Annotated in this window: 21 protein-coding genes; 13 read left to right on the top strand and 8 right to left on the bottom strand. The window is 62.6% G+C overall.

The window, feature by feature from the left end; genetic code table 11:
- Positions 1-128: 128 nt before the first annotated feature.
- The 6 genes from I7X09_RS14440 (at position 129) to I7X09_RS14415 (ending at position 5,486) form a co-directional block, all read left to right on the top strand.
- Entirely contained in the window at positions 129-698 is a 570-nt protein-coding gene (locus I7X09_RS14440; RefSeq protein WP_095969514.1) for a bacterial proteasome activator family protein, read from the top strand.
- Positions 699-762: 64 nt separating this feature from the next.
- Positions 763-1,635, top strand: coding sequence for a galactan export ABC transporter permease subunit Wzm/RfbD (gene wzm, locus I7X09_RS14435; RefSeq protein ID WP_200317464.1), 873 nt, complete (start codon positions 763-765; stop codon positions 1,633-1,635).
- Between the two features lie 9 nt (positions 1,636-1,644).
- Positions 1,645-2,451, top strand: a complete 807-nt coding sequence (wzt, locus tag I7X09_RS14430) for a galactan export ABC transporter ATP-binding subunit Wzt/RfbE (protein ID WP_200317462.1) — start codon at positions 1,645-1,647, stop codon at positions 2,449-2,451.
- Entirely contained in the window at positions 2,448-3,344 is an 897-nt protein-coding gene (gene glfT1, locus I7X09_RS14425; protein WP_200317460.1) for a galactofuranosyltransferase GlfT1, read from the top strand. The genes wzt and glfT1 overlap by 4 nt, the downstream gene beginning before the upstream one ends.
- Positions 3,345-3,541: 197 nt before the next feature.
- Complete coding sequence (gene rsgA / locus I7X09_RS14420; RefSeq protein ID WP_200317458.1) at positions 3,542-4,612, top strand: ribosome small subunit-dependent GTPase A; 1,071 nt, start codon at positions 3,542-3,544, stop codon at positions 4,610-4,612.
- A gap of 46 nt (positions 4,613-4,658) precedes the next feature.
- The gene (locus I7X09_RS14415) at positions 4,659-5,486 is read left to right on the top strand and encodes a TylF/MycF/NovP-related O-methyltransferase (RefSeq protein WP_200317449.1); all 828 of its coding nucleotides are present in this window, start codon (positions 4,659-4,661) and stop codon (positions 5,484-5,486) included.
- A gap of 3 nt (positions 5,487-5,489) precedes the next feature.
- On the opposite strand, the gene I7X09_RS14410 is transcribed toward I7X09_RS14415, so the two are convergent.
- Both I7X09_RS14410 and I7X09_RS14405 read right to left on the bottom strand, forming a co-directional pair.
- Complete coding sequence (locus I7X09_RS14410) at positions 5,490-7,355, bottom strand: glycosyltransferase (RefSeq protein WP_200317838.1); 1,866 nt, start codon at positions 7,353-7,355, stop codon at positions 5,490-5,492.
- 88 nt (positions 7,356-7,443) lie between these two features.
- The gene (locus I7X09_RS14405) at positions 7,444-8,256 is read right to left on the bottom strand and encodes a glycosyltransferase (protein WP_200317447.1); all 813 of its coding nucleotides are present in this window, start codon (positions 8,254-8,256) and stop codon (positions 7,444-7,446) included.
- Between the two features lie 145 nt (positions 8,257-8,401).
- Between I7X09_RS14405 and I7X09_RS14400 the strand changes: the two genes are divergently transcribed.
- Positions 8,402-10,612, top strand: coding sequence for a hypothetical protein (locus tag I7X09_RS14400; RefSeq protein WP_200317445.1), 2,211 nt, complete (start codon positions 8,402-8,404; stop codon positions 10,610-10,612).
- Here I7X09_RS14400 and I7X09_RS14395 read toward each other — a convergent pair.
- Both I7X09_RS14395 and I7X09_RS14390 read right to left on the bottom strand, forming a co-directional pair.
- Positions 10,567-11,547 (bottom strand): Gfo/Idh/MocA family protein, encoded by a 981-nt coding sequence (locus I7X09_RS14395; RefSeq protein WP_021332833.1) that lies wholly within the window; start codon positions 11,545-11,547, stop codon positions 10,567-10,569. The genes I7X09_RS14400 and I7X09_RS14395 overlap by 46 nt on opposite strands.
- Positions 11,548-11,549: 2 nt before the next feature.
- Positions 11,550-12,650 carry a DegT/DnrJ/EryC1/StrS family aminotransferase gene (locus I7X09_RS14390; RefSeq protein WP_200317443.1) on the bottom strand — a complete coding sequence of 367 codons (1,101 nt, stop codon included), beginning with the start codon at positions 12,648-12,650 and terminating at the stop codon, positions 11,550-11,552.
- Positions 12,651-12,760: 110 nt separating this feature from the next.
- On the opposite strand from I7X09_RS14390, the gene I7X09_RS14385 reads away from it, so the two are divergent.
- Entirely contained in the window at positions 12,761-13,477 is a 717-nt protein-coding gene (locus tag I7X09_RS14385; RefSeq protein WP_200317441.1) for a DapH/DapD/GlmU-related protein, read from the top strand.
- Positions 13,478-13,601: 124 nt separating this feature from the next.
- Positions 13,602-14,555, top strand: a complete 954-nt coding sequence (locus tag I7X09_RS14380; protein ID WP_200317836.1) for a lysylphosphatidylglycerol synthase transmembrane domain-containing protein — start codon at positions 13,602-13,604, stop codon at positions 14,553-14,555.
- Positions 14,556-14,562: 7 nt separating this feature from the next.
- Here the strand turns inward: I7X09_RS14380 and rfbB are convergent, their stop codons facing one another.
- On the bottom strand, positions 14,563-15,564 hold the full coding sequence (gene rfbB / locus I7X09_RS14375) for a dTDP-glucose 4,6-dehydratase (RefSeq protein ID WP_200317440.1): 1,002 nt from the start codon (positions 15,562-15,564) through the stop codon (positions 14,563-14,565).
- 98 nt (positions 15,565-15,662) lie between these two features.
- Between rfbB and rfbA the strand changes: the two genes are divergently transcribed.
- The 4 genes from rfbA to I7X09_RS14355 are packed head-to-tail and all read left to right on the top strand — an operon-like array spanning position 15,663 to position 19,183.
- The gene (gene rfbA / locus I7X09_RS14370; protein WP_200317438.1) at positions 15,663-16,538 is read left to right on the top strand and encodes a glucose-1-phosphate thymidylyltransferase RfbA; all 876 of its coding nucleotides are present in this window, start codon (positions 15,663-15,665) and stop codon (positions 16,536-16,538) included.
- 1 nt (position 16,539) lies between these two features.
- Complete coding sequence (locus I7X09_RS14365; protein WP_200317436.1) at positions 16,540-17,145, top strand: dTDP-4-dehydrorhamnose 3,5-epimerase family protein; 606 nt, start codon at positions 16,540-16,542, stop codon at positions 17,143-17,145.
- Positions 17,146-17,196: 51 nt separating this feature from the next.
- The gene (locus I7X09_RS14360; protein ID WP_200317834.1) at positions 17,197-18,288 is read left to right on the top strand and encodes a S1C family serine protease; all 1,092 of its coding nucleotides are present in this window, start codon (positions 17,197-17,199) and stop codon (positions 18,286-18,288) included.
- Positions 18,289-18,322: 34 nt separating this feature from the next.
- Entirely contained in the window at positions 18,323-19,183 is an 861-nt protein-coding gene (locus tag I7X09_RS14355) for an ATP-grasp domain-containing protein (RefSeq protein ID WP_200317434.1), read from the top strand.
- Here I7X09_RS14355 and I7X09_RS14350 read toward each other — a convergent pair.
- The 3 genes from I7X09_RS14350 to I7X09_RS14340 are packed head-to-tail and all read right to left on the bottom strand — an operon-like array spanning position 19,172 to position 22,883.
- The gene (locus tag I7X09_RS14350) at positions 19,172-20,719 is read right to left on the bottom strand and encodes an AMP-binding protein (RefSeq protein ID WP_200317432.1); all 1,548 of its coding nucleotides are present in this window, start codon (positions 20,717-20,719) and stop codon (positions 19,172-19,174) included. The two genes, I7X09_RS14355 and I7X09_RS14350, sit on opposite strands and share 12 nt — an antisense overlap.
- Positions 20,716-21,954: a thiolase family protein gene (locus I7X09_RS14345; RefSeq protein WP_166811771.1), complete on the bottom strand. Its 1,239-nt coding sequence runs from the start codon at positions 21,952-21,954 to the stop codon at positions 20,716-20,718. Before I7X09_RS14345 ends, I7X09_RS14350 begins: the two co-directional genes overlap by 4 nt.
- Positions 21,951-22,883, bottom strand: coding sequence for a fumarylacetoacetate hydrolase family protein (locus I7X09_RS14340; RefSeq protein WP_097388030.1), 933 nt, complete (start codon positions 22,881-22,883; stop codon positions 21,951-21,953). Before I7X09_RS14340 ends, I7X09_RS14345 begins: the two co-directional genes overlap by 4 nt.
- Between the last annotated feature and the right edge of the window lie 46 nt (positions 22,884-22,929).

Below are 22,929 nucleotides of genomic sequence, written 5' to 3'. Positions count from 1 at the left end.
GACACTCTAGGTGCAGACGCCCGCTTAGTCGAAGGCAGTCACCCAATTACCCGCCAGTACAGTTATTCGATAGCTAACTTTTTGGGGGTTAAGCGGCGTTTGTCGCCCACACACGACAAGATGGAAGCATGACGAACCCCGACAAAGAGCAGGTACTCGTTATCGGACCCGACGGTCGACCCGTCGCGATGCCGACTGCCGAGGCAGAAGCCGCCACCTCCGGCACCACCGAAGGCGCGGAAACAGAAGCCGAGTCCGTCGCCGAGATGGTCGAGCAGCCGGCCAAGGTCATGCGAATCGGCACGATGATCAAACAACTCTTGGAGGAAGTGCGCGCCGCACCGCTCGACGACGCCAGCCGTAAGCGCCTCAAGGACATCCACACGTCGTCCATCCGAGAACTCGAACAGGGCCTGGCACCCGAACTCCGTGAAGAACTCGAGCGACTGAGCCTCCCGTTCACCGACGACTCCATTCCCTCCGACGCCGAACTGCGAATCGCGCAGGCCCAACTCGTCGGCTGGCTCGAAGGACTGTTCCACGGAATTCAGACCGCACTGTTCGCCCAGCAGATGGCAGCGCGCGCTCAGCTCGAACAAATGCGTCAGGGCGCACTGCCTCCCGGCATGAGCATCGGGGCTCCGCATTCGCCTGCGCATCCGGACCAACAGAGCCCGGGAACCGGCCAGTATCTGTAACCCGGACCACCACGAAGTCCGCGGGAAATCCGGCGCCGACGCCAGGCCGGTAGGCTCGACCTCCGTGTCAGCATCCGCAATCGAATCCGAGACGCCGGACGCACCTGCGCCCGTGTCCGACTCCCAGACGTTCCGTCGTGCGTTCAAAGACCTTCGCGACGGTCTGAATCAGCGTGAGTTGTGGCTCAGCCTCGGCTGGCAGGACATCAAACAGCGCTACCGCCGGTCGGTGATCGGACCGTTCTGGATCACGATCGCCACCGGCGTTCAGGCCGCCGCGATGGGTCTTCTGTACTCCACGCTGCTGAACATTCCGCTCAAGGAGTTCCTGCCGTACGTCACGGTCGGGCTGATCGTGTGGAACCTGATCAGTGCAAGCATCCTCGAAGGCTCCGAGGTCTTCATCGCCAACGAGGGCCTGATCAAGCAGTTGCCGTCGGCGTTGAGTGTGCATGTGTATCGCCTGGTCTGGCGACAGGTGCTGTTCTTCGCGCACAACTTCGCGATCTACATAGTTCTGCTGTTCGCGTTCAGTATCTGGCAGAACATGAGCTGGACAGCGCTTGCTGCAATACCGGCATTCGTGTTGATCGTCGCGAACACGCTGTGGGTCTCGATCGTCTTCGGTATCTTCTCCACCCGGTACCGCGACATCGCGCCCATTCTGGGCAGCATGACACTGCTTCTGTTCGTGCTGACGCCGATCATGTGGACCACGCAGGCACTCAAGGACCAGGGTGGACAAGCCAGCGAGCGAGTCCGACTCGCCGAGCTGAACCCGCTGTACCACTACCTCGAGATCATCCGCGCGCCACTCATCGGAGCCGACCAGCAGGCCTATCACTGGTACATCGTCATCGCCTTCACCGTCGTCGGCTGGGCCGTCGCGATTCTGGCACTCCGCAAGTACCGGGCACGCGTGCCCTACTGGGTCTAGAGGAAACACATGAGTCAGCCAGTCAGCATCCACACGCAGGACGCGTGCGTCGACTTCCCGATCTTCGACGCCAAATCCCGCTCGCTCAAGAAGGCCTTCCTCGGCAAAGCCGGAGGGTCCATCGGCCGCAACGACTCCGATGTCGTCGTCGTCGAAGCGCTCCGCGACATCACGATGACGCTCAAGGAAGGCGACCGCATCGGGCTCGTCGGCCACAACGGCGCCGGCAAATCCACCCTGCTGCGCCTGCTCTCCGGAATCTACGAACCCACCCGGGGATCCGCCAGCATTCGCGGGCGCGTCGCACCAGTCTTCGATCTCGGCGTCGGCATGGACCCGGAAATCTCCGGGTACGAGAACATCATCATCCGCGGCCTGTTCCTCGGTCAGACCCGCAAGCAGATGCTCGCGAAGATGGACGAGATCGCCGAATTCACCGAGCTCGGTGAATACCTCTCGATGCCGTTGCGCACCTACTCCACCGGCATGCGCGTGCGCGTTGCCATGGGCGTCGTCACCAGCATCGATCCCGAGATCTTGCTTCTCGACGAGGGCATCGGTGCCGTCGACGCGGAATTCATGAAGAAGGCTCGCATCCGGCTGCAGAAGCTGGTGGAACGCTCCGGCATCCTGGTGTTCGCCAGCCACTCCAACGAATTCCTCGCCCAGCTGTGCAACAGCGCCATGTGGATCGACCACGGACAGATCCGCATGCAAGGCGACATCGAAGATGTCGTGCGCGCTTACGAAGGTGACGATGCCGCCGAACACGTACGGCACGTCATCAAGGAAATGGAACGGGAAAACACCCCGTGAGCGCACCCGAGAAAATCATCGGGGTGGTTGTCACGCACAAGCGTCGTGAACTGCTGGCCGAATCCTTGAAGGTCCTCAGCACTCAGTCGCGGCCGCTCGATCACCTGGTTGTCATCGACAATGCCGACGAAGCCGATGTGAAACAGCTCGTCGACAACGCTCCACTTCCGACCAGTTACATCGGTTCTCAGCACAACCTCGGCGGTGCCGGAGGATTTGCTCTGGGCATTCTCTACGCACTTTCGCTCGGTGCCGACCGCGTCTGGCTCGCCGACGACGACGGCCGCCCGGAGGGACCCGAAGTCCTGGAAACACTGCTCGACTGTGCAATTCGGAACGGCCTGGCCGAGGTCTCCCCCGTCGTCTGCGACATCGACAACCCCGACCGCCTCGCGTTCCCACTGCGCCGCGGCACGTCGTGGCGCCGGTTGCGTTCCGAGCTCGGCGACGAGGATCTCCTGCCAGGCATCGCGTCTCTCTTCAACGGCGCACTGTTCACAGCCGACGCGATCGATGCCGTCGGAGTTCCGGATCTACGCCTGTTCGTCCGCGGCGACGAGGTCGAGGTACACCGTCGCCTCGTCCGCTCCGGCCTGAAGTTCGGTACCTGCCTGCAAACTGCTTACGTCCACCCCAACGGCGCGGACGAGTTCAAGCCGATCCTCGGCGGTCGCATGCACACGCAGTACCCCGACAACGACACGAAGCGCTACTTCACGTACCGCAACCGTGGATACATCCTCTCCCAGCCGGGAATGCGGAAACTGCTTCCGCAGGAATGGGTTCGGTTCGGCTGGTACTTCCTGATCACCCGTCGCGATCCGGCAGGACTGCGCGAGTGGATGCGACTGCGCAAACTCGGCCGGGAAGAGAAGTTCGCACGCCCGAGTTGAGTCAGTCGTCCTGAGTTGAATCAGTTGGCCGATCTCTTTTAAATCAGTTGCACAGTCGCGACCGCGACTGAGACGATTCTGATCCGACGCATGGTGCGTCCCGAGATGTACGAGGAGTGAGTATTGATGACTGTCGTGTTCCGCAGTTTCAGCGCCGTCAACATTCACATTTCTTCGTACTCGAGGACACAATCACCATGTCGGAAAACAACACGCGCCTGACCGAATACGGTTGGAACGCAACACTCTCGAACACATTCACTACCCTCGCCCCACCGGACTCCGCACCCGGGCGCGTTCTTCGTGTCGACCGCGGCCGGTGCGACGTGGCCGTCGCCGGAGGCACAGTTCGCGCGCTCAGCGGCGGCGATCCGCTCTGCACGGGCGACTGGGTGACCGTCGCTGAGATACCGGACTCCCGCGAACCCGAGATGCACACGGTCACTTCGATACTCCCCCGAACGAGCAGCATCGTCCGCTCCTCGTCATCCGGAAAATCGGAAGGCCAGATTCTGGCTGCGAACGTAGACACAGTCGTCATCGCCACGGCTTCGGACGGCGACGTAGACCTCGGCCGCATCGAGCGGCTACTCGCACTCACCTGGGAGAGCGGCGCAACACCTGTCGTCGCACTCACCAAATCCGATGCAGCTCACTATATCTCCGACACTCTCACCCAAGTCTGCGCCATCGCGCCCGGCGCAACAGTGCTGGCCGTCAGTGCCGAGACCAACGAAGGAATGGATGTACTCGATGCAGTTCTGGACGGCACCGTGGCGATACTCGGTCCATCCGGCGCCGGTAAGTCGACGCTCGCGAACGCACTCCTCGCGGACACCACAGGTGCCGATCGACTCGAGACCGGCCGCGTTCGAACCGGCGACGGAAAGGGACGCCACACCACCGTCACGCGAGAACTGATCCCCTTCTCCGGCGGCCGGACGTTGATCGACACACCTGGCCTGCGAGGGGTTGGCATGTGGAACGCGGCGGAGGGAATCGACAAGACGTTCCCCGAGATCGAGGAGCTGATTGCAGAGTGCCGGTTCTCCGACTGTGCACACAACTCCGAGCCGGGATGCGCGGTCCTGAGCGCACTCGGGCGCGGTGATATCGACGAGCGGAGACTCGCGAGTTACCGGAAACTACAGCGAGAGAACGCGTGGAACGCCGCGCGAAGCGATGCTCGTCTGCAGGCAGAGAGGACGCGGGAGATCAAGGTGATCTCCCGACAGCTCAAGAGTCACTACCGCGGTCGGGACCGGTAGCGTAGAAAGCCTGGCAGCATGGGGGTGATCCCGACGAGAGGTTGCCATGTTCGAGCAGTTCCGTTCCAGCACCAGGACCAAGCTTCAGCGTGCGGTATCCGAGGTGGTCGAGGCCGCCGACCGGCACAACGCAGACCGCACGCAACAGATCCTCGACGCGCTGGCTCTCTCACGTGACGAACTGGCCGAGGCCCGCGGTGACATCGCGGGCCTCCGGTCCAGGATCGACGAGCTGGAGTTTCGTCAGCGTCGGGATCTGGCCTACGCCGTGGACCTGGAAGCGACGGCGTCGACGGCCGAGTTCATCCTCGAGCACCTTCGAGTCGCGGAGACATTCGGCCACCCGCACGACACGCTGCGCCATGCACTGGGCTTGATCGAAATCCCCGGAATGGCACTCGAATTCGGCGTTGCCAGCGGAACCACACTCAGGATCGTCGCGGAAGCATTCACCGAACGTGAAGGGACCGTCGCAGGTTTCGACGTGTTCTCCGGCCTTCCGGAAACGTGGCGCACCGGGTTCCCGGTGGGCGAGTTCGCTCAGGAATCCATCCCCGAAGTGCCTGGAGCGCAATTGGTTCCGGGCCTCTTCGAGGACACTTTGCCCTCGTTCCTGAACGACGAATCCGGCCCCGTTGCGTTCCTGCACCTCGACGCCGACCTTTACTCGTCCACCAAGACCGTGCTCGATCTGCTCGGCGACCGACTGGTCCCCGGGTCGATCGTCGTCTTCGACGAGTTCTTCAACTATCCCGGGTGGCAGCAGCACGAGTACCGGGCGTGGACGGAGTTCGTCACACGCACCGGCATCTCGTTCGAATACCTCGGGTACACCGTCGACAACGAGCAGGTCATCGCCAAGATAGTGCGTTGAGGCTCACTTCTCGTACAGTCGAGCCCAGTTCTCCCGGCTCGTGAGCTGCGGGAACTCGCGAGCGAATGCTTCAGCCACACTTGGTGCTTCGGCGAGGAACCTCTTCATGACGCCGGCGAGGCGGCCGCTCATCTCGGCGGCCTTCTCGCTGTCGAAGCGGCGTTCACGCACGCCTCCCTGCGAAGCATCGGTGACGAAGACGTGATCGAAACGTCCGACGTGCCACCACTGCGCGTCCTCGTACGAAATCGCCACCGGACCTCGCTCGAGGTGATTGCGAGCCTGCATCACAGCGCGTTTCGCCAGAACGAGGTCTGTCCACAAACCGGGTTTCGGGCTGGGCGCAACGCGACGGATCGGCAGCCTGCCCGGCAGCTCCGACGCCGGGCGGGTCACAGTCTCGGGGAAGCGCTTACGTTCCTGGTTGATCGCGGCAAGCGCCTTCTGCCCACCGTCCGCCAAACCTGCCGGCCCCTCGAGGAATCCCTCGATCGCCCGGAGTTGCGTGTGTGCAAGGCCGTACTGCAAACCCACGATCGAGTGCGAAATTTCCCGGGAGAGCTGCTTCGCGAGGGTTTTGGGTGCAAACCCTGGGTCCAGCGCAGCGGTGATCAGACCGTTGCGCGTACTGAAGTAGTGCGCGAAACCGTCGACGTCCTTCCAATAGAAGTCCGCATGCCACACAGCAGCCGACGGCAACGTGATGGTGGGAATCCCGGCCCGCCCGGCCCGCAAGCTGTACTCGACGTCGTCCCACTGGAAGAAGACCGGCAGTGGCAAGCCGATCCGCTCGATGGCTTCAGCAGGAATCAGGCACGACCACCAGCCGTTGTATTCGGCATCCACGCGACGTTCCGGCAGTTTCTCGAGCACACTTCGGTTGCGAACACCGTGCTCATCGGTCGGTACACCACGCTGAAGCGTGCCAAGATCCACGCGTTCACCCGAAGCCAGCAAGTAGTCGGGGTTGAACAGGAACAGCATCTGGGCGCCGATCAAAGCCGGTTCCGTCGTCATGTTCGCGAACGCACTCAGCCGAAGAACCGATTCGGGTTCGCAGAGAATGTCGTCGTCCATCAAGATCACGTCAGCGTGCGGACCGGCCGCCGAAGCCTCGTAGAGGCCTCGGGTGAATCCACCCGCACCACCCAGGTTCGCCTGCCGCAGATACTGCAACCGCGAACCGAACTTCTTCGACACTTCCTGGAACAGCTCACGGCTCTCGACCGGATCCGTTCCCTGGTCGACGACGTACAGAGCGTCGAGCAACGCGAGGACACGCTCGTCGGACGCGAGGGCCTCGACCGTGCGCGCACAGTCGTCCGCGCGATTGAACGTGCAGATCGCGACGGCTACCGGGCGAATCGACTCCGGGGAGACGACGGTCCATTCCACGTCGTCGACCACTGCACCGCCACCCTGCGCTTCGAACTGCAGCCACAGCGCACCGCCGTCGACGAAGGTATCGAGCGGAGCGGTCATGGACACTCGCTCGTCGCCGGTCACGACGACGTTCGTCACGATGCGACGGTGGCCACCGATGTCCGAGGCCTGGATCTGGATGCGGCAAGCGGTATCGGCCACGACATGCGCGGTCACAGTGACCTCGGTGACGTTGGTCCAGCGCTGCCAGTAGCTGGCCGGAAATCGGCCGAAGAAGGTGTTGGTGTGTGCGATTGCCCCCGGCTGAAGTCGCAATTCGAACCGCGATCGCGTCGACATGCCGACCTTGGTCACCGCATACAGTTCGTCACTGGCGACGGGCGAGGTTCCGGTGAACAACGTCCGCTGCGCCAGCAGTCGATCCGACGTCGCGCTGCGTTCGATCAACTCGACTCCGGAATCGGACTGGTCATCGGTCGTGTTCACGGTATCCACGCCCCGCAGGGTATCGCGAATCCGCACCTCGGCGCCCCGGGCACCGAGTCATACCAGGTCTACCCGCGATTACCCGCGACTACGCCTCGCGATTGCTCACAGCAGCGGCGGAGCGCAGCTCGGTCTTTCGCCGACGAAGCGACAACAAACCCTTCGCCATCTGGATCACGTCCTTGGGCGAGATACGGCTCGCATGCGCCAGATGATCCTCGCTGAGGCGGATCGGGACCTCGACCGGACGTACTCCAGCCAATTCGAGCGCGTAGTCCAATTCGGTGGTGAACAGAAAACCACGCTCGGTCAACGAGGGTGCGATTCGACGCAGCAGAACGCCGTCGACGATGAAGGTCCCCTGGGGGTCGCCCGTGCGGGTGCCCAGCACCACCCGTCGTAGCGTCGCGAATCCACCCGTCATCACCGAACGCAGAAGGCCACGTTCCACCTCTGAGTCCGAATGAGCCTTCGAACCGATGACCACCGGCGGGACGGACCCTAGATCCGCCATCACACGGTCGGCCCCTTCGATGTCACCGAAACCGAACGGAAGGTCGTCCGCGGTGAGCAACACGCGGCGTCCACGAGAAGCAAGTGTCCCGGCGCGCAGCGCCGCACCCATTCCTTTGTCGCTGCTCATCGGATGGAAAGTCACTCCCGGCCACGACCAGGAAGCCGCCAGAGCAGCACACACGTCGGCAGTGTTGTCCGTCGAACCGTTCTCCACGACGATGATCTCGACCTGACCGGTGCTCTCGACCGGGCGGCTGGTGAAGTACTCGGCGAATTGACGCACCGTCGACTCCAGCACCTCGCCTGAGTTGTATGCGGGGATGATCACCGAGAGTTCCGGCGTAGCTGATTCCCCACGAACGGGTTCCGTCCGCGATGTCGCCACGTCCCGATCTCCTTACTTCCCCGACTGCAGTTCGAACTCGTCGGAATACTACGCTCCGAGAAACAAGGCGCAGCCCAGGCTCCGAGAAAAAGAGCACGACCCAGGCTCCGAACAACAGCCATCGACTCGAAGACGAAAGCACATCGTGAAATCTGACTTACCGCTCGCACAACGCGTGGTGCCGCCGATTCTTCTCGCCGCTCTGGTGTCGATCGTCGCCGCCATCCCACTGATCTCCAATCGGTGGTTCTACTACTGGGACGACAGCGCAGCAGCTTTCACGCCCGGTTGGCACACGATCGGCGAGCGAATCCTGTCCGGTTCATGGCCGACGCTCATCCCCGAATTGTGGGCTGGCGGCAATGTGACAGCCGAAGCCCTTTACGGGACATACAATCCCGTGATCCTTCTGGATTCGGTTGCCATTGCACTCATTCCGAACCTGGGAATCGGAATCACCCTGGTCAAGATGCAGTTCATGGCGATACTCGCGGTGGGCGTCTATCTGGTCGCTCGTCAGTACGGCGCCAATCGGTCGATGGCTTTCATCGCCGGATTTGCCATGCCGTTCGCCGGCTACACGCTCTATTTCGACGCCTCCAGTTGGGCATCCGGGCTGATCGCCTTCGCCTGGATCCCCCACGTCTGGTGGTCTACCCGCGCCAGCGCCCTCGGCCGAGTGAACCCCCTGGTGCCGATCGTTTTCGGCTATCTGGCGATGACAACCGGCAACCCGTACGGCGCTGTCGGTGTCGCAGTCGTCTACCTCGCTGTCATAGCGGAATGCATCGCAATCAAACGCGCAGGAAGCATCAAATCACTGATGATCAGCGCGGCAGCGATCATCATGATGTCGCTGATCGTGTACCTACCTTTGCTCTTCACCACCGGCGTGTCGGTACGTACCCAGTCCGGAATCGCGAACGACGGTTCGCTTCGACCCGATCTCGGTGATCTGCTCAACCTCTCCGGTCCGTCGAACCAGCCGTACGTCACCGCTTTCGCTTCGCCTGCCATGACGATTCCGCTGGTGTACCTCGCCTGGTTCCTCATACCGCTCGCACCGTGGATTCAATGGAAGTCACTGAAGAAGTTGGGCCGCCACAGCGTCTCGCTGTTCGTATTCGGCGGAATCTACGTCGTACTACTGCTCGGACCGTCGAATCTCTGGCTGTTCCGTTGGCCAGCGCGACTGCTCGAGTACGGTCAACTGCCCGCCATCGTGGTCACGGCGGTCGCGCTCTCTGCCGGACTGCATCGTGACCGTATCCAGGCGAGAGCAATCATCACCGCGGGATTGTTGGCACTTCAGTTCTACCTTGCCTGGTCGAATGTCCCGGAAGACATCGGTATTCACTCGGCGTCGCTGCTCATCACCGTGGTTCTCACCGTTTTCGCGTTGGTCGTGGCCTACCGAAAGCCCCGCTACCTCGCCGGTACACTCGCTGTCGGCATCGTCGTCGTGCTCAGTGCTCAGACCAATTTCTGGTTCACCGGAAACTACAACGTGACGCCGTGGAAGTTCCCCAGGCAGGTGGCGTTCCTGGAGTCCAAGTTCGAGGACCGTTACCAGGGAACAACTTTCGCGATCGCCGACCCCGTCAACATCCCGCCGGACAACGAAACCGGGCAGTGGGGTGACCTCCTGTTCGGCAACGCCTGGCAGCCCGCCGGTGTCAATGCCGTCAACAGCTACGCCGGAATCAGCTACAACGATTTCGTCCAAGCGCTGTGCTTGAACTACTACGGCGGCGTCCAGTGTCCGGACGGCGTCGAACGACTGCTCGCCGAATCACCGGGAACGGGTGTGTCCTGGCTGGACGCGATGCGTATCGATACCGTCGTGGTTCAGAATTCCGGACCGTACGGCGGAAAACACGCTCTCGACGCCTTACCCGAGGGCGACTGGAAGGTGTCGCCGGATCGGGTGGTCACGGTCGGCCATCGCACCACCGAGCATCAGTGGCCCGACGGCCGCGTATCCGCAACGACGCCTGGTCTCGACGTACGTGGCGATGCCGCCGCTACGGACACCAGGGAAACCGTCGAGTACACCGGGTCGGGCACGGTCACATTCGCACTGCTGGCCTGGCCTGGTTGGAGCGCGACCGTCGATGGTCAGACGGTCGAAACGAAGGCGAGCCCCGGCGGTTTGTTGCAGGTCGATCTACCGCCGAGTGCCGCGTCCGGGTCTACCCTCACCATCGAATTCAGTCCGCCCGGAAGTACTTTCGGTTGGACTGCCGCCGGAGTCGGACTACTGCTGGCACTGTCTCAAGGAGCGTGGGCCTTCCGACGCCGACGCAGCGGTCAGGACGACAACGCTGCAGCCAGCGCAGATTCCGTCACCTCGTGAACCGCGCGGTGAGCGGGCAGAATCGACGCCCGCTCACCGTCGGCATCACCGGTGCCCTGCACCAATCCGAGGAAGTGCGTCAGCTGCGCGGCAAGCGGTTCCTCGCTGTAACGGATCGTCGGAATTTCGATGACCGTCTGCTGCTGGTAGCCGTCTCGATCGGTAGGCATGTTGTCGTCGATGTGCCGGTAGATCGTGATGTCACGACGCAAGAGATCGATCTCGATGAGTCGATCGGCCTCGAGCAACGACAGCTGGCGGATCTTGCGCTGACTGATTCGGCTCGCGGAAATCGTTGCAACAGCCCCTGACCCGAAGCGCAATACGGCGTCGGCGCAATCCTCCGACCGGTTCTGCACGGACGTCGGATGGAAGTAGCCGAACTCCCCTTTTGCCAAACTGGGTTCCGAACCGGCGAATCCGATGGCGAGGTCGATATCGTGAATCAGCAGGTCCGTCGCGACACCCGTCGGAATGCGGGAAACGAACGGAGAGTGGCGGATACCGTTCACCTGCCAGACATCGCCGGAGAACTCGCGGGCAGTGCGGACAGCAGGATTGAAGCGTTCGAGCAGTCCACACATCAGGGGAACACCGGCCGCGCGTGAACGATCGACCAAGTCGACGCTCTGCTCGTACGTCGCCGCCAACGGCTTCTCCACCAGGACAGGCTTACCCAGATCGAGAACCCGCCCGGCCAACTCGTAGTGCGCCGGCGTAGCCGCGGCGATCACCACGGCGTCGATACCGTCGAGCGAATCGAAATCTGCAGCCCAACGCGTATCGAACCGCGCAGCAACAGCTTTGCCCTGTTCCTCGCGCGGCTCGATCAGCAGATCCAACTCACACAGTGCCGACTGCGCGATGACCCGCGCATGCAACGAGCCCATCTGACCGGATCCGACAAGGGCGATACGTGGCTTGCTAGCAGTCATTTTCAGGCCTCCATGGCGCCGCGTACTGCGGCAACGATCTGATCGACGTCGCCGGCGGACAACGCAGCGTGGACAGGGATGCTCAGGCACCGCGACGCCACCGAAGTGGCCACCGGCGTCTCGTCGATGACGACGCGCGGATGCTCGCGGTAGCACTCGTAGTCGTAGACGGCCTTCGGGTAGTAGATGCCGCTACCGATGTCCTTCGCAGCCAGACGCTCACTCAACTGGTCGCGAGTGACCGCTGCGTCCTCGGCCAGCAGCAAGGTGAACTGATGCCAGACATGTCCGCGACCGGACAGTTCGCTCGGCAGGATCAGTCCTTCGACATCCTTCAGGCCGACACGCAACGCCTCCGCATTCCGGCGGCGCGCCTCGACCTGCTGCATGTACGTCGCCATCTGGGGCAGAGCCAAGCTCGCCTGGAGGTCGGTCATCCGGTAGTTCTGGCCGACCATCTCGTACTGGTAGCGCGCCCGCATGCCCTGGTTCCGCAGAACCCGAAGTCGATCGGCGATCGCGTCGTCGTCGGTCGTGATCATTCCGCCCTCGGCGGTCGTGAGGTTCTTCGTTGCGTAGAACGAGAAGCAACCCACACCGAAACTGCCCGCGCCTCGCCCGTCGAACGTCGCTCCGTGGGCCTGAGCGGCGTCCTCGACGACAGTCAGACCATTCTTCGATGCCAGTGGCATCAAGGCGCCCATGTCCGCCGACTGTCCGTACAGATGAACCGGCATCAGAACCTTCGTGCGGTCACCGATTCGATCGGCAGCGACTGCCGGGTCGATGTTGAAATCGGACTCGGAGATATCGGCGAACCGCGCCGTCGCGCCTGCCTCGAGAATCGCATTGAGCGTGGCCACGAACGTGAACGGCGTCGTCAGAACCTCGTCACCTGGCTGAAGATCCTGGACCTGGAGAGCCGCGATCAACGCCGTAGTGCCGTTGTTCACCGCCACCGCGTGTCGCGTGCCCACCAGCGCCGCGAACTCGTCCTCGAGCCGCTTCACCTTGGGTCCCTGCGCGACGATTCCCGATCGCAGAGTGTCCAGCACCTCGCGCTCGACTTCTTCCCCGAACGAGATACTGGATATCGCGATCACTGAGTTACCTCCGATAGATTCATCCGACCGTCGTCGGAACGAAATACCCCGACAACCCAGGAAGCGTATCGAAACGCGATTCGATACTTCGAGAGGATTCCGGAACCCGCATGTCTGAACGAGCCGACTGCCACATCCATCCGACCGCCGTGATCGGCGCCGACGTACTGATCGGGGCAGGGGTCACGGTCGGACCGAACGCCGTGCTGACCGGCCCACTCGAGATCGGCGACGACTGCTGGATCGGCGCGGGAGCGGTATTGGGAGCTCCCCCCGAGATCCTTGGGGCGCTGCACCCGACGTCGTGGTCCGTCAGCGCCGGTCTGGGAATTCGAATCGGCGCTCGAACGACGATTCGCGAACTGAGTACCGTCCATCAGGGAAGCGAACGCCGAACCGAAATCGGCGAAGACTGCTTCGTGATGAACAGAGTGGGAATCGAGCACGACGTGCAGATCGGTAACCGATGCGTCGTGTCATCCGGTACGACGCTTGCCGGGCACGTCAGCGTCGGAGACGGCGTCAATCTGGGCATGCACACTGTCGCGCACCAACGACGCGTCATCGGCTCCGGATCCATGATCGGGATGGGAACCGTCGTGGTCAAGGACGTTCCACCCTTCTCGAAAGCATTCGGCAACCCGGTGTCACTGCACGGTGTCAACCGGATCGGAATGAGCCGTTCAGGTATCGCGGACGCGGATATTTCCGCGATCGAAGCCGTGTACGCCGCGGGCAGCTTCGGCACGTCACCGGCCATTCCGGACTCGCTCTCGGAAGCCTTCACCTGGTGGCGGGAACGCGCCGACAAACCGCTCGTGGTTTAGCGAGGCAAATTCTGGTTGGTATCGTCTGCGAAATGACGAACGGGCGGGATGCAGGCGCGTGAGTACCTCTCCCGAATCTGAACAACCGGTCGAAGACGTCGAACCGGCCGCACAGCCGAACGCTCTGCGTGGTCTTCTCGTCAACGGGTTCAAGGTTCTCGTCACTCTCGCGATCGTGGTTGCGATCGTCTTCGCAGTGAAGTCCCAGTGGTCCGAGGTCAAGAACACGATCACCGAGCTGAACTGGTGGACGCTTGCCGCCTCGTCGGTGTTCATCTTCCTCGGCATGGGTGCCGCAGTGCGGGCATGGCAACACGCACTCGGTGCCCTCGAACAACCCATCCCGGCGTTCGACGCCGCTCGCGCCTATCTGGTCGGCCAACTCGGCAAGTACCTCCCCGGCAGTGTCTGGGCTTTCGTTCTGCAAACGGAACTGGTCCGGCGCGCCGGTGTGTCTCGGGCAGCAGGCTTCGTCGCTGTGCTGGTCACGGTCGGTTTGAGTACAACTTCGGCGCTGGTCGTCGGTCTTTTCGGTCTACCTGCCCTGTTCGAGGTCAGCACCGCGGCAGCGGTCGGCGTGATCATCCTGGTGCCGATCGCATTGGTCTGCGCCTACCCTCCGGTGCTCACCCGCCTGGTGAACCTCGCGCTGAAACTGCTCCGCCGCACGCCGCTGCACAAGCCGCTCACGATGCACAAGATCGCTCTCGCATTGGGCTGGTGCGCAGCCAGCTGGGTGCTCTACGGCATCCAGTTGTGGCTGCTCGCGTCGAGTTCGGCCGGCTTCGAAATCCGTGGGCTCGTCCAATGCATCGGCGCCCTCGCCCTCGGTATGTGCGCGGGCGTCCTCGTGTTCGTCGTCCCGTCCGGAATCGGTGTCCGCGAAGCCGTCATCGTCGCAGCGCTTTCACCGTTCATGGATGCCGGCGTCGCGCTCGGCCTCGCACTGGCGTCGAGGCTGCTCTTCACCCTCTGTGAAGTCTTTGCCGGCGTCGTGGCTGCGCTGTCGGGATCACGGGGCCTGCGCAACGCACTCGTGCACGAGCGTTCCCGGGTGCCGGACCCCACCAAAGCCTGACGTTCGGTCAGACCACTTTCTCGGACGCGGAATACTGTGTCTCGACGCCGGCCTTCTGCGGACGCCACCACTGTTCGTTGTCGCGGTACCACTCGACGGTGGCTTCCAGACCGCTTCGGAAATCGCGGTACTGCGGCTTCCACCCAAGTTCCTGCTGCAGTCGCGTCGAATCGATCGCATACCGCAGATCGTGACCGGGGCGGTCGGTGACGAAGTCGAAATCGTCCGGCTTGCGTCCGAAGATTTCGAGCAGGGCCGCAATCACCGTTCGGTTGTCGGTTTCACCGTCGGCGCCGATCAGATACGTCTCGCCGGGCTTGCCTCGGTCCAGGACGTCCCAGACTGCACGGTTGTGATCCTCGACGTGAATCCAGTCGCGGACGTTGCGGCCCTCGCCGTACAACCGAGGACGTACCCCGTCGATCAGGTTCGTGATCTGGCGCGGGATGAACTTTTCCACATGCTGATACGGGCCGTAATTGTTGGAGCAGTTGGAGATGGTCGCCGCGATCCCGAACGACCGCACCCAGGCGCGCACGAACAGATCACTCGATGCCTTCGACGCCGAATACGGACTCGACGGGTTGTACGGTGTCGTCTCCGTGAACCTCGTCGGATCATCCAGTTCGAGGTCGCCGTACACCTCGTCGGTGGAAATGTGGTGATAGCGGACCCCGTGCGAACGCACTGCCTGCAAGAGCGAGAACGTCCCCATGACGTTGGTCCGCAGGAACGGTTCCGGATCGGCGAGGGAATTGTCGTTGTGGCTTTCGGCAGCAAAGTGCACGACTGCGTCGGAACGCGAGACAAGATCGTCGACCAGAGGCTCGTCGGCAACGTTGCCGTGAACAAACGTGATCCGGTCCTCGACGGACGCAAGGGACTGGCGATTTCCGGCGTAGGTCAGAGCGTCGAGAACCGTGACTTCCACGTCGGGACGAGTCGACACCGTCTGATGAACGAAATTGGCACCGATGAAGCCGGCACCCCCGGTGACCAGTAGTCGCACTTCATCTCCTCAGGCTCATCGAACGAACTCCCACTTTAGCGGCCGAATTCGCAGTGTCCCGTTTGCGTCGGCAGGCAGGAGTGCAGGACACTGCACGCATGCGCGGAATCATTCTGGCCGGTGGCACCGGGTCGCGGTTGCACCCGATCACCCTCGGAGTGAGCAAGCAACTCTTGCCTGTTTACGACAAGCCGATGATCTATTACCCGCTCTCCACTCTCATGCTCGCCGATATTCGCGACATCTTGATCATCACGACTCCGCACGATGCGGAGCAATTCCGTCGAGTGCTCGGCGACGGCTCACAATTCGGCGTGAACCTCACGTACGCGATCCAGCACGAACCCAATGGTCTTGCAACGGCATTCACCCTCGGCGCGGATCACATCGGATCCGAGTCCGTGGCGCTCGTCCTCGGCGACAACATCTTCTACGGCCCCGGCCTCGGAACCCAACTCAGGCGTTTCTCCGATATCGACGGTGGCGCCGTGTTCGCTTACTGGGTATCGAATCCGACCGCCTACGGTGTTGTCGAATTCGACGACTCGGGTCGGGCTGTGTCCATCGAGGAAAAACCGACGTCACCGAAATCCAATTACGCCGTCCCCGGTCTCTACTTCTACGACAGTGACGTCGTGGACATCGCACGCACTCTGAAGCCCTCTGCGCGTGGTGAATACGAAATCAGCGACATCAATCAGCACTATCTCGAAGCTGGCAAACTTTCTGTCGACGTCCTCCCTCGCGGAACCGCGTGGCTCGACACCGGCACACCCGATTCCCTGCTCGAGGCAGCAAACTACGTGCGGACCATCGAACACCGCCAAGGCCTCAAGATCGGTTCACCTGAAGAGGTCGCGTGGCGTCAGGGATTCATCAACTCCGACCAATTGCACACTCAGGCAGAAGCATTGGGCAAATCCGGCTACGGCAACTACCTACTCGAACTGCTCGAGCACGGCAAGGAATGGTGACGTGGAAATTCGTCCACTGAAAATCGCCGGAGCCTGGGAGATCACGCCGAAGCAGTTCGGCGACCATCGCGGCGTCTTTCTCGAATGGTTCAAAAGCTCCACCTTCACCGCCGCGACCGGCCGCACTCTCGACCTCGCTCAGGCCAACTGCTCGGTTTCCGAAGCCGGCAGCCTCCGCGGGATCCACTTCACCGACAATCCGCCCGGACAGGCGAAGTACATCACCTGCGTCAAAGGTGCCTTCCTCGACGTCGTCGTCGACCTGCGCGTCGGATCACCGACCTTCGGCGAGTGGGATGCGGTGGTGATCGACGACGTCGATCGACGAGCAGTATTCCTGGCGGAAGGCCTCGGCCACGCGATCCTTTCACTCGAAGACGGATCGACAGTGATGTACCTCTGCAGCATCGAATACTCCCCCCATCTGGACCGCGACCTCGATCCCTTCGATCCGGAACTCGCGATCGACTGGCCGAAGACGGATCGTCAGGGCAAGCCCCTGACCTACGAACTCTCCGCAAAGGACGCTGCTGCACCGTCCCTGACGACGCTCCGCGCAGACGGTCTGTTGCCCGGTTTTGTGGCCGAAGAATCGCCGAATCGGTAATCTTCACCTTTCACACTCGATGGGGTGACGACCGGCGGGACGGACGGCTGGATGACCAAACGCGCGAGCAGACGCGGCCTGTGGACGGCCGTCGTTCTCGCAGCCGGCCTCGGCGGTCTCGCGCTGGTCGCCCCGCCCCTGACTCCAGGCACGATCGAGTCCGCCCCCGTCACGGTCATCACGACCACCCCACCCGCGCCCGTTGTTCCACTCACTCCGGAGGAGCTCTCGGCCCGGGTGGTCCCCACCATCGTCACCATCACGGCGCCGGCCGGATTCACCACCACTGCCGGGACCGGGATCGTGCTCTCCCCTGACGGGGTGGTGCTCACGAATCACCACGTCATCAGCGGAGCCTCGGACGTCACCGCCGTCAGCATGTCCAACGGGTTGATCTACGACGCCGAGATCCTCGGGTACGACAGCGTCAGCGACCTTGCCGTCCTGCGCCTCGCGGGCGCCACCGATCTGCCGGTGGCAGTGGTCGGGAAGTCCGCGGAAGCCGCTCGCGGGGACGCCGTCACCGCAATCGGAAATGCCGAAGGTGGCGGCGTACCCGTCCCAGCTCCCGGCGTCATCACCAACCTCGGTGTCACCGTCAACACCCGCAACGCGTCCGACGGATCGCGAAACCAGTTGAAAGGCCTCATCGAGGTGGACGCGGACATCCGGCCGGGCGATTCCGGTGGCCCGCTGGTCAACGCCGTGGGCGAACTGATCGGCGTCAGCAGCGCGGGCAACGCCGTCACCGACCGCACCGAAACCTCGCCGGCGCCTCAGTCCTACGCGATACCGATCGACACGGCACTACCGATCGTCGATCAGGTACTCGGTGGCCGCTCCTCCGAAACCGTGCGCGTGGGACCGACGCCCGTGCTCGGTGTCGCGGTGAAGGACCACGCAGACATGCCGGTCGGCGCCGAAGTTGTTGCCGTGAGCTTCGATTCGCCGGCCGAGCGGGTGGGGCTCACCAAAGGTGCGGTCATCACGGAGTTCGGCGGCAGCCGGATCGCGTCGTCGGCCGATCTCAATGCGGCGATGAGCTCGCACCGCCCCGGCGACACCGTCGCGGTGACGTGGGTGGACGCAACGGGACAACCCGGGACCGGTTCCCTGGTCCTCGACGAGGGGCCACCTCGCTAGTCGGACAATGCGCCAGCCGTGAAAGCATCGTGGCATGACCACGGTTCTCCTGCTCACCTGTGACGGCGCCGCCCGCGAGGCGGATGTCGAAAGCAAACTCGTCATGGAAGCTCTCACCACCTACGGCGTTGCGTCGACAATGGCGCCGTGGTCGAGTCCGTCCCTCCACGACATCGACGCCGACCTGGTTCTGATCCGTTCGACCTGGGACTACACCCAGCGCCTCGACGAATTTCTTGCCGTTCTCGATCAGCTGACCGCCCCGATCGCCAATCCGCTCTCGATCGTGAAGTGGAACGCCCACAAGGGATACCTGACCGAACTTGCCGCGGCCGGCGTCCCCATCGTCCCCACTGCGGTGATCACCCCCGGAAGGAGCGAAACACTCACTCTCCCTTCGTTCGAGAGTGCCGACGTCATCGTCAAGCCTGCGGTGTCGGCCGGCGCTGTCGGAGTGGGAAAGTTTGCCGCGGGGTCCGCGCAGGCCCGCACTCACCTCAGCTCGATCCTCGACGGCGGTAACGACGCATTGGTTCAGCCCTTCATCTCGGACGTCGTCGACGGTGAGCGCTCGATCATCCACCTCGGTGGGCGTTACTTCCATGCCGTCCGGAAGATCCCGGCCACCAACGATTTCCGTGTGCAGGAGTTCCACGGCGGAACCAACCACGTCCACGAACCGTCCACCGCCGAACTCGCGGTGGCCGACGCGGCGCTGGCCGCAGCCCCCTGCGGTCCCGGCGAATTGCTTTATGCGCGTGTGGACGTCGTGGGGCCGGTGGATCAACCACTACTCATGGAAGTGGAATTGATCGAGCCCGAACTCTTCCTGCCCTTCGCCCCCGGATCTGCCGATGCCCTCGCACGTGCAGTTGTCGCGTCACTAGGTCTGTGAAGCGCCTCGGAGTGCCTTCTTGTCGACCTTCCCCAAGGCAGTGAGCGGCAACGCTTCCAGAATTGAAATCTCCTTGGGCGCCCAGATCGGGCCCTTGTGTGATCTGACGTGCGCGATGAGCTGCTCGGGCGTGACCGACCATCCCGTCTTCAGTACGACTGCCGCGGTAACCGCTTCTCCCCATTGAGGATCGGGGACACCGAATACTGCACAGGCGGCCACTGCGGGATGACGTCCGAGCGAGTCCTCGACTTCGCGCGGGTAGACGTTGAATCCACCGCTGATGATCGTGTCCTTGATGCGGTCGACGATCGAGATGAGCCCAGTTTCGCCGATCCGAGCAACGTCGCCGGTGTGCAACCACCCATTCGCAAGCGCTGCAGCGGTTTGTTCAGGTTTGTTCCAATAGCCGTCCATCACGAGCGGACCTCGCACACAAAGCTCGCCGGGTACACCCGTCGCGGTCTCGTTTCCCTGCTCGTCGAACAACACCACTTCGACACCTGGCATCGCGCGCCCACAACTCCCCAGAACTGCGGGATCGTCCGTGTGCTCACGTGTATCGAGCACCGTCAACGCATTCGGGGCTTCGGCCTGACCGTAGTGCTGGCTCAGGATCGGCCCGAACACCGCCCCTGCCTGCGCGAGCCTGGTGGGGTCGATGGGTGCAGCACCGTAAAGCATCCAGTTCAGCCCGGACAGATTCGCATCCGACAGACGTGGATGGTCGAGCAAGGCGTAGAGCATCGTAGGAACGACGAATGTAGCTGTGACTCCGTCATTTTCGATTGAATCGACAACCCTGTCCGGGTCGAACGACCGGTGCAACTCGAAGCTTGCACCTCGCAGCAGACCGGGTGCGACGAGCAGACCGGCAGCATGAGACATCGGCGTAGTGAGCAGCATGGTGGTATCAGCCGGCCACTCCCACGTGGTGCAGGCCCAGGCATTGGCGACCAAGGATCGATCCCTGAGCATGACGCCCTTCGGCTCACCGGTAGTTCCACCGGTGTAGAAGAGATACAAAGCTCGACCCTGACCGCCGAAGCCTGAACCTGTTCCCGCCGTAACTAATTCACACGCCGATTCGAGGGCTGACAGTGACATCACTCGAGTCTGCGCCGCTTCGGCGCGCGCCTGGAACTGTCCGTCGGCAACCAACAGGAGATCGGTACCACTGTCTTTCAGCACCATCCTGTCGTTCTCTTCGGTCGCGAGCGGATGGAGTGCCGTGTAGCGCACGCCCGCCAGACACGCCGCGGCCATGACCGTGAATGCTTCAGGACACGGACCCGCCAGCAGGGCTACCCCGCCTCCGTCCGGCAGAGCGAGGCTACCGAGGACACCTGCAATCCGCTCGATCTGTTCCGCGGTCTGCCGATATGTCAGCTCGGCCCGATCACCGTTCCGATCCGTGAATCGAAACGCGATGTGGTCTGGTCGGCGTCGCAGCGCCGACAGAATCAGATCCGCATATCCCGCTTGCTCGTGCAAGCCTGGCGCCATCGGTTCATCGTTCATCATGTCCGCGTTCATCGTGGCCCTCCCAAGATCGTGACCGCGGCGACGGCTTCCTCGATGCCGTAGAGACCTCCGCCGTTCTCTGCGACCGCGATTCGAGCCCCGGGAACCTGTCGCCGCGCTGCTTGTCCACGCAACTGCGTGACAAGCTCGAAGACCTGCGCCAGTCCCGTTGCCGAGACCGGATGACCACGGGATTCGAGCCCACCTGACGGATTGACCGGACGCACGCCTCCCAATGAACTCGCACCGGACGCCGACCATGCGCCGCCCTCACCGATCGGGCAGAACCCCAAATTCTCGACCTGCTGTACTTCACCGAAGGCCGTGGCGTCGTGGACCTCTGCCACATCCACATCGCCTGGCCCGACTCCGGCTTCCTCGTATGCGCTCACTGCCGCTCGGCGACCGATGTGACTCTCCACGTCATCTGCGGCCCGATCCGTGCCTGACACCAAGCTGCAACCGAGTACCCGCGCCGCCCGCCGAGAGGAATCGTGCCTTCGCGCAAAGTCTGCAGTGGTCACAACGACCGCCGCTGCACCGTCACTGACGGGCGAGCACATCGGAACGGTCAGAGGCCACGCGACTCGCCTCGCGGCAAGCACCTCGTCGACAGTGAAGGGTTTGCGAAAGTGCGACCGCGGATTGTGCACGGAATGCGCATGATTTTTGGCTGCTACGGACGCGAGTTCGAACTCGGTCGTTCCGAATCTCTCCATGTGCGCCCGGGCAAGAGAAGCGTAGATCTCCATGAACACCGAACGCTCACCCTGCGATCCGAGTTCACCCGGCACCGGAGCGGACAGCGAAGCAAGGCTGGCGAGCGTCTCGTCGCGATGCGCAACGTCGAGCGCACCGTCGAACACCTCCAGACTTCGAGCCGGATCCGAGCACACCAGCTTGTCCACCCCGACCGCCAATGCGACCTCGGACAGACCGGCGCGAACGTGGGCGATCGCCAGCCAGAGTGCCGTTGCCCCGCCGGCGCAGGCATTTTCGACATTGACGACCGGGACTCCACCGAAACCGTAAGGCCTCAAGGCAATCTGGCCTGGGATCATGTGCTGCCGGTCGATCGCCTTCTGACTGACGGTCGCGTAGAAGACTGCACCGACGTCACCGCGGGTCAGGCCCGCGTCTTCGACGGCATCGATCGCCGCACGCCCCGCCAATTCCGAGGCCGAGGTATCCGCGTGCCGCCCGAAGGGAGTCGCGCCGACACCGAGAACCATGACTTCGCCGCTCACGCCACCACTCGATTCCTCAATACACCGAGGCCGGCGACCTCGAGTTCGACTACGTCTCCCGGTTCGAGGAACCGCCCGTGTTCCAAGCCGCATCCACTCGGCACGGTGCCGGAACAGAAGACTTCACCCGGGTACAGCCGCGTGGAAGTCGAGGCGAACGAAATCACGTCCTCGAAACGATGGTCCATGTCGGCGCTGGTTCCTCGGCTCACCTCGTCTCCGTTGATTCTCGCGGTCATCTCGAGTTGGTAGGGGTCACCGACTTCGTCGGCCGTCACGATCCAGGGGCCGAGGACATTCGCGTTCGAAAAGTCCTTGCTCTTACTGAGACCGAGTCCGGTGGAGATCTCCTCGAGCTGAGTATCGCGGGCGCTGAAATCGTTGAAGATGGTGTAACCGAAGATATGCGCAGAGGCATCCGCGCGTGAGATGTCGGTTCCACCGCGCCCCAGCACACAGGCGAATTCGAGTTCGTAATCGCGCAGGCTCGAGTACTCGGGCCACACGACGTCGGATTCGTGTCCGGTCACCGCCAATCGGTTCGCTATGTAATACAGCGGGCGCTCCAACTGGATCTTCGGCAGTTCGACGTCCTCGAGTGCGACCCCTTGAATTCGGGCGCGAGCGTTGCGGAAGTGATCCATGAAGCAGCCGAAGTCTCGGATCTGGACCGGCTGAGGAAGCGGCGACATCCAGCGCACATCACCCGCATCGACGATTGCACTTGCCGGCTGCTCGTCTGCAAGCCGATCCAGGATCTCCCGTGCCGCCGGACCACCTTCGATGATGGTTTGCATGGTTTCCAGTTCTGGAGCCGGTTTTCCCGTCACATCATGATGAGCTCGCTCGAGTAACAACAGTTGCTCGCCGCTGCCCGTCACCAGAGCCGTCTGCTGGGTCTTTTCGTATTCGACGGTCGCAAGTTTCACTGTGAATCAATACCTTTCACTGAATTGTTCGTTAGTTGAGGCGGGA

Origin of the sequence: Rhodococcus sp. P-2 (genome assembly GCF_016598535.1) — a bacterium.
Classification (GTDB): Bacteria; Actinomycetota; Actinomycetes; order Mycobacteriales; family Mycobacteriaceae; genus Rhodococcus_F; species Rhodococcus_F baikonurensis.
This window is presented reverse-complemented; position numbering and strand designations above follow the sequence as displayed.

Bases quoted from the DNA above. Each gene is read 5' to 3' on its own strand.
- rsgA (WP_200317458.1), top strand. From the start codon at position 3,542: ATGTCGGAAAACAACACGCGCCTGACCGAATACGGTTGGAACGCAACA.
- I7X09_RS14415 (WP_200317449.1), top strand. From the start codon at position 4,659: ATGTTCGAGCAGTTCCGTTCCAGCACCAGGACCAAGCTTCAGCGTGCG.
- I7X09_RS14360 (WP_200317834.1), top strand. From the start codon at position 17,197: ATGACCAAACGCGCGAGCAGACGCGGCCTGTGGACGGCCGTCGTTCTC.
- rfbA (WP_200317438.1), top strand. From the start codon at position 15,663: ATGCGCGGAATCATTCTGGCCGGTGGCACCGGGTCGCGGTTGCACCCG.
- I7X09_RS14440 (WP_095969514.1), top strand. From the start codon at position 129: ATGACGAACCCCGACAAAGAGCAGGTACTCGTTATCGGACCCGACGGT.
- I7X09_RS14355 (WP_200317434.1), top strand. From the start codon at position 18,323: ATGACCACGGTTCTCCTGCTCACCTGTGACGGCGCCGCCCGCGAGGCG.
- I7X09_RS14350 (WP_200317432.1), bottom strand. From the start codon at position 20,719: ATGAACGCGGACATGATGAACGATGAACCGATGGCGCCAGGCTTGCAC.
- I7X09_RS14395 (WP_021332833.1), bottom strand. From the start codon at position 11,547: ATGACTGCTAGCAAGCCACGTATCGCCCTTGTCGGATCCGGTCAGATG.
- I7X09_RS14385 (WP_200317441.1), top strand. From the start codon at position 12,761: ATGTCTGAACGAGCCGACTGCCACATCCATCCGACCGCCGTGATCGGC.
- wzt (WP_200317462.1), top strand. From the start codon at position 1,645: ATGAGTCAGCCAGTCAGCATCCACACGCAGGACGCGTGCGTCGACTTC.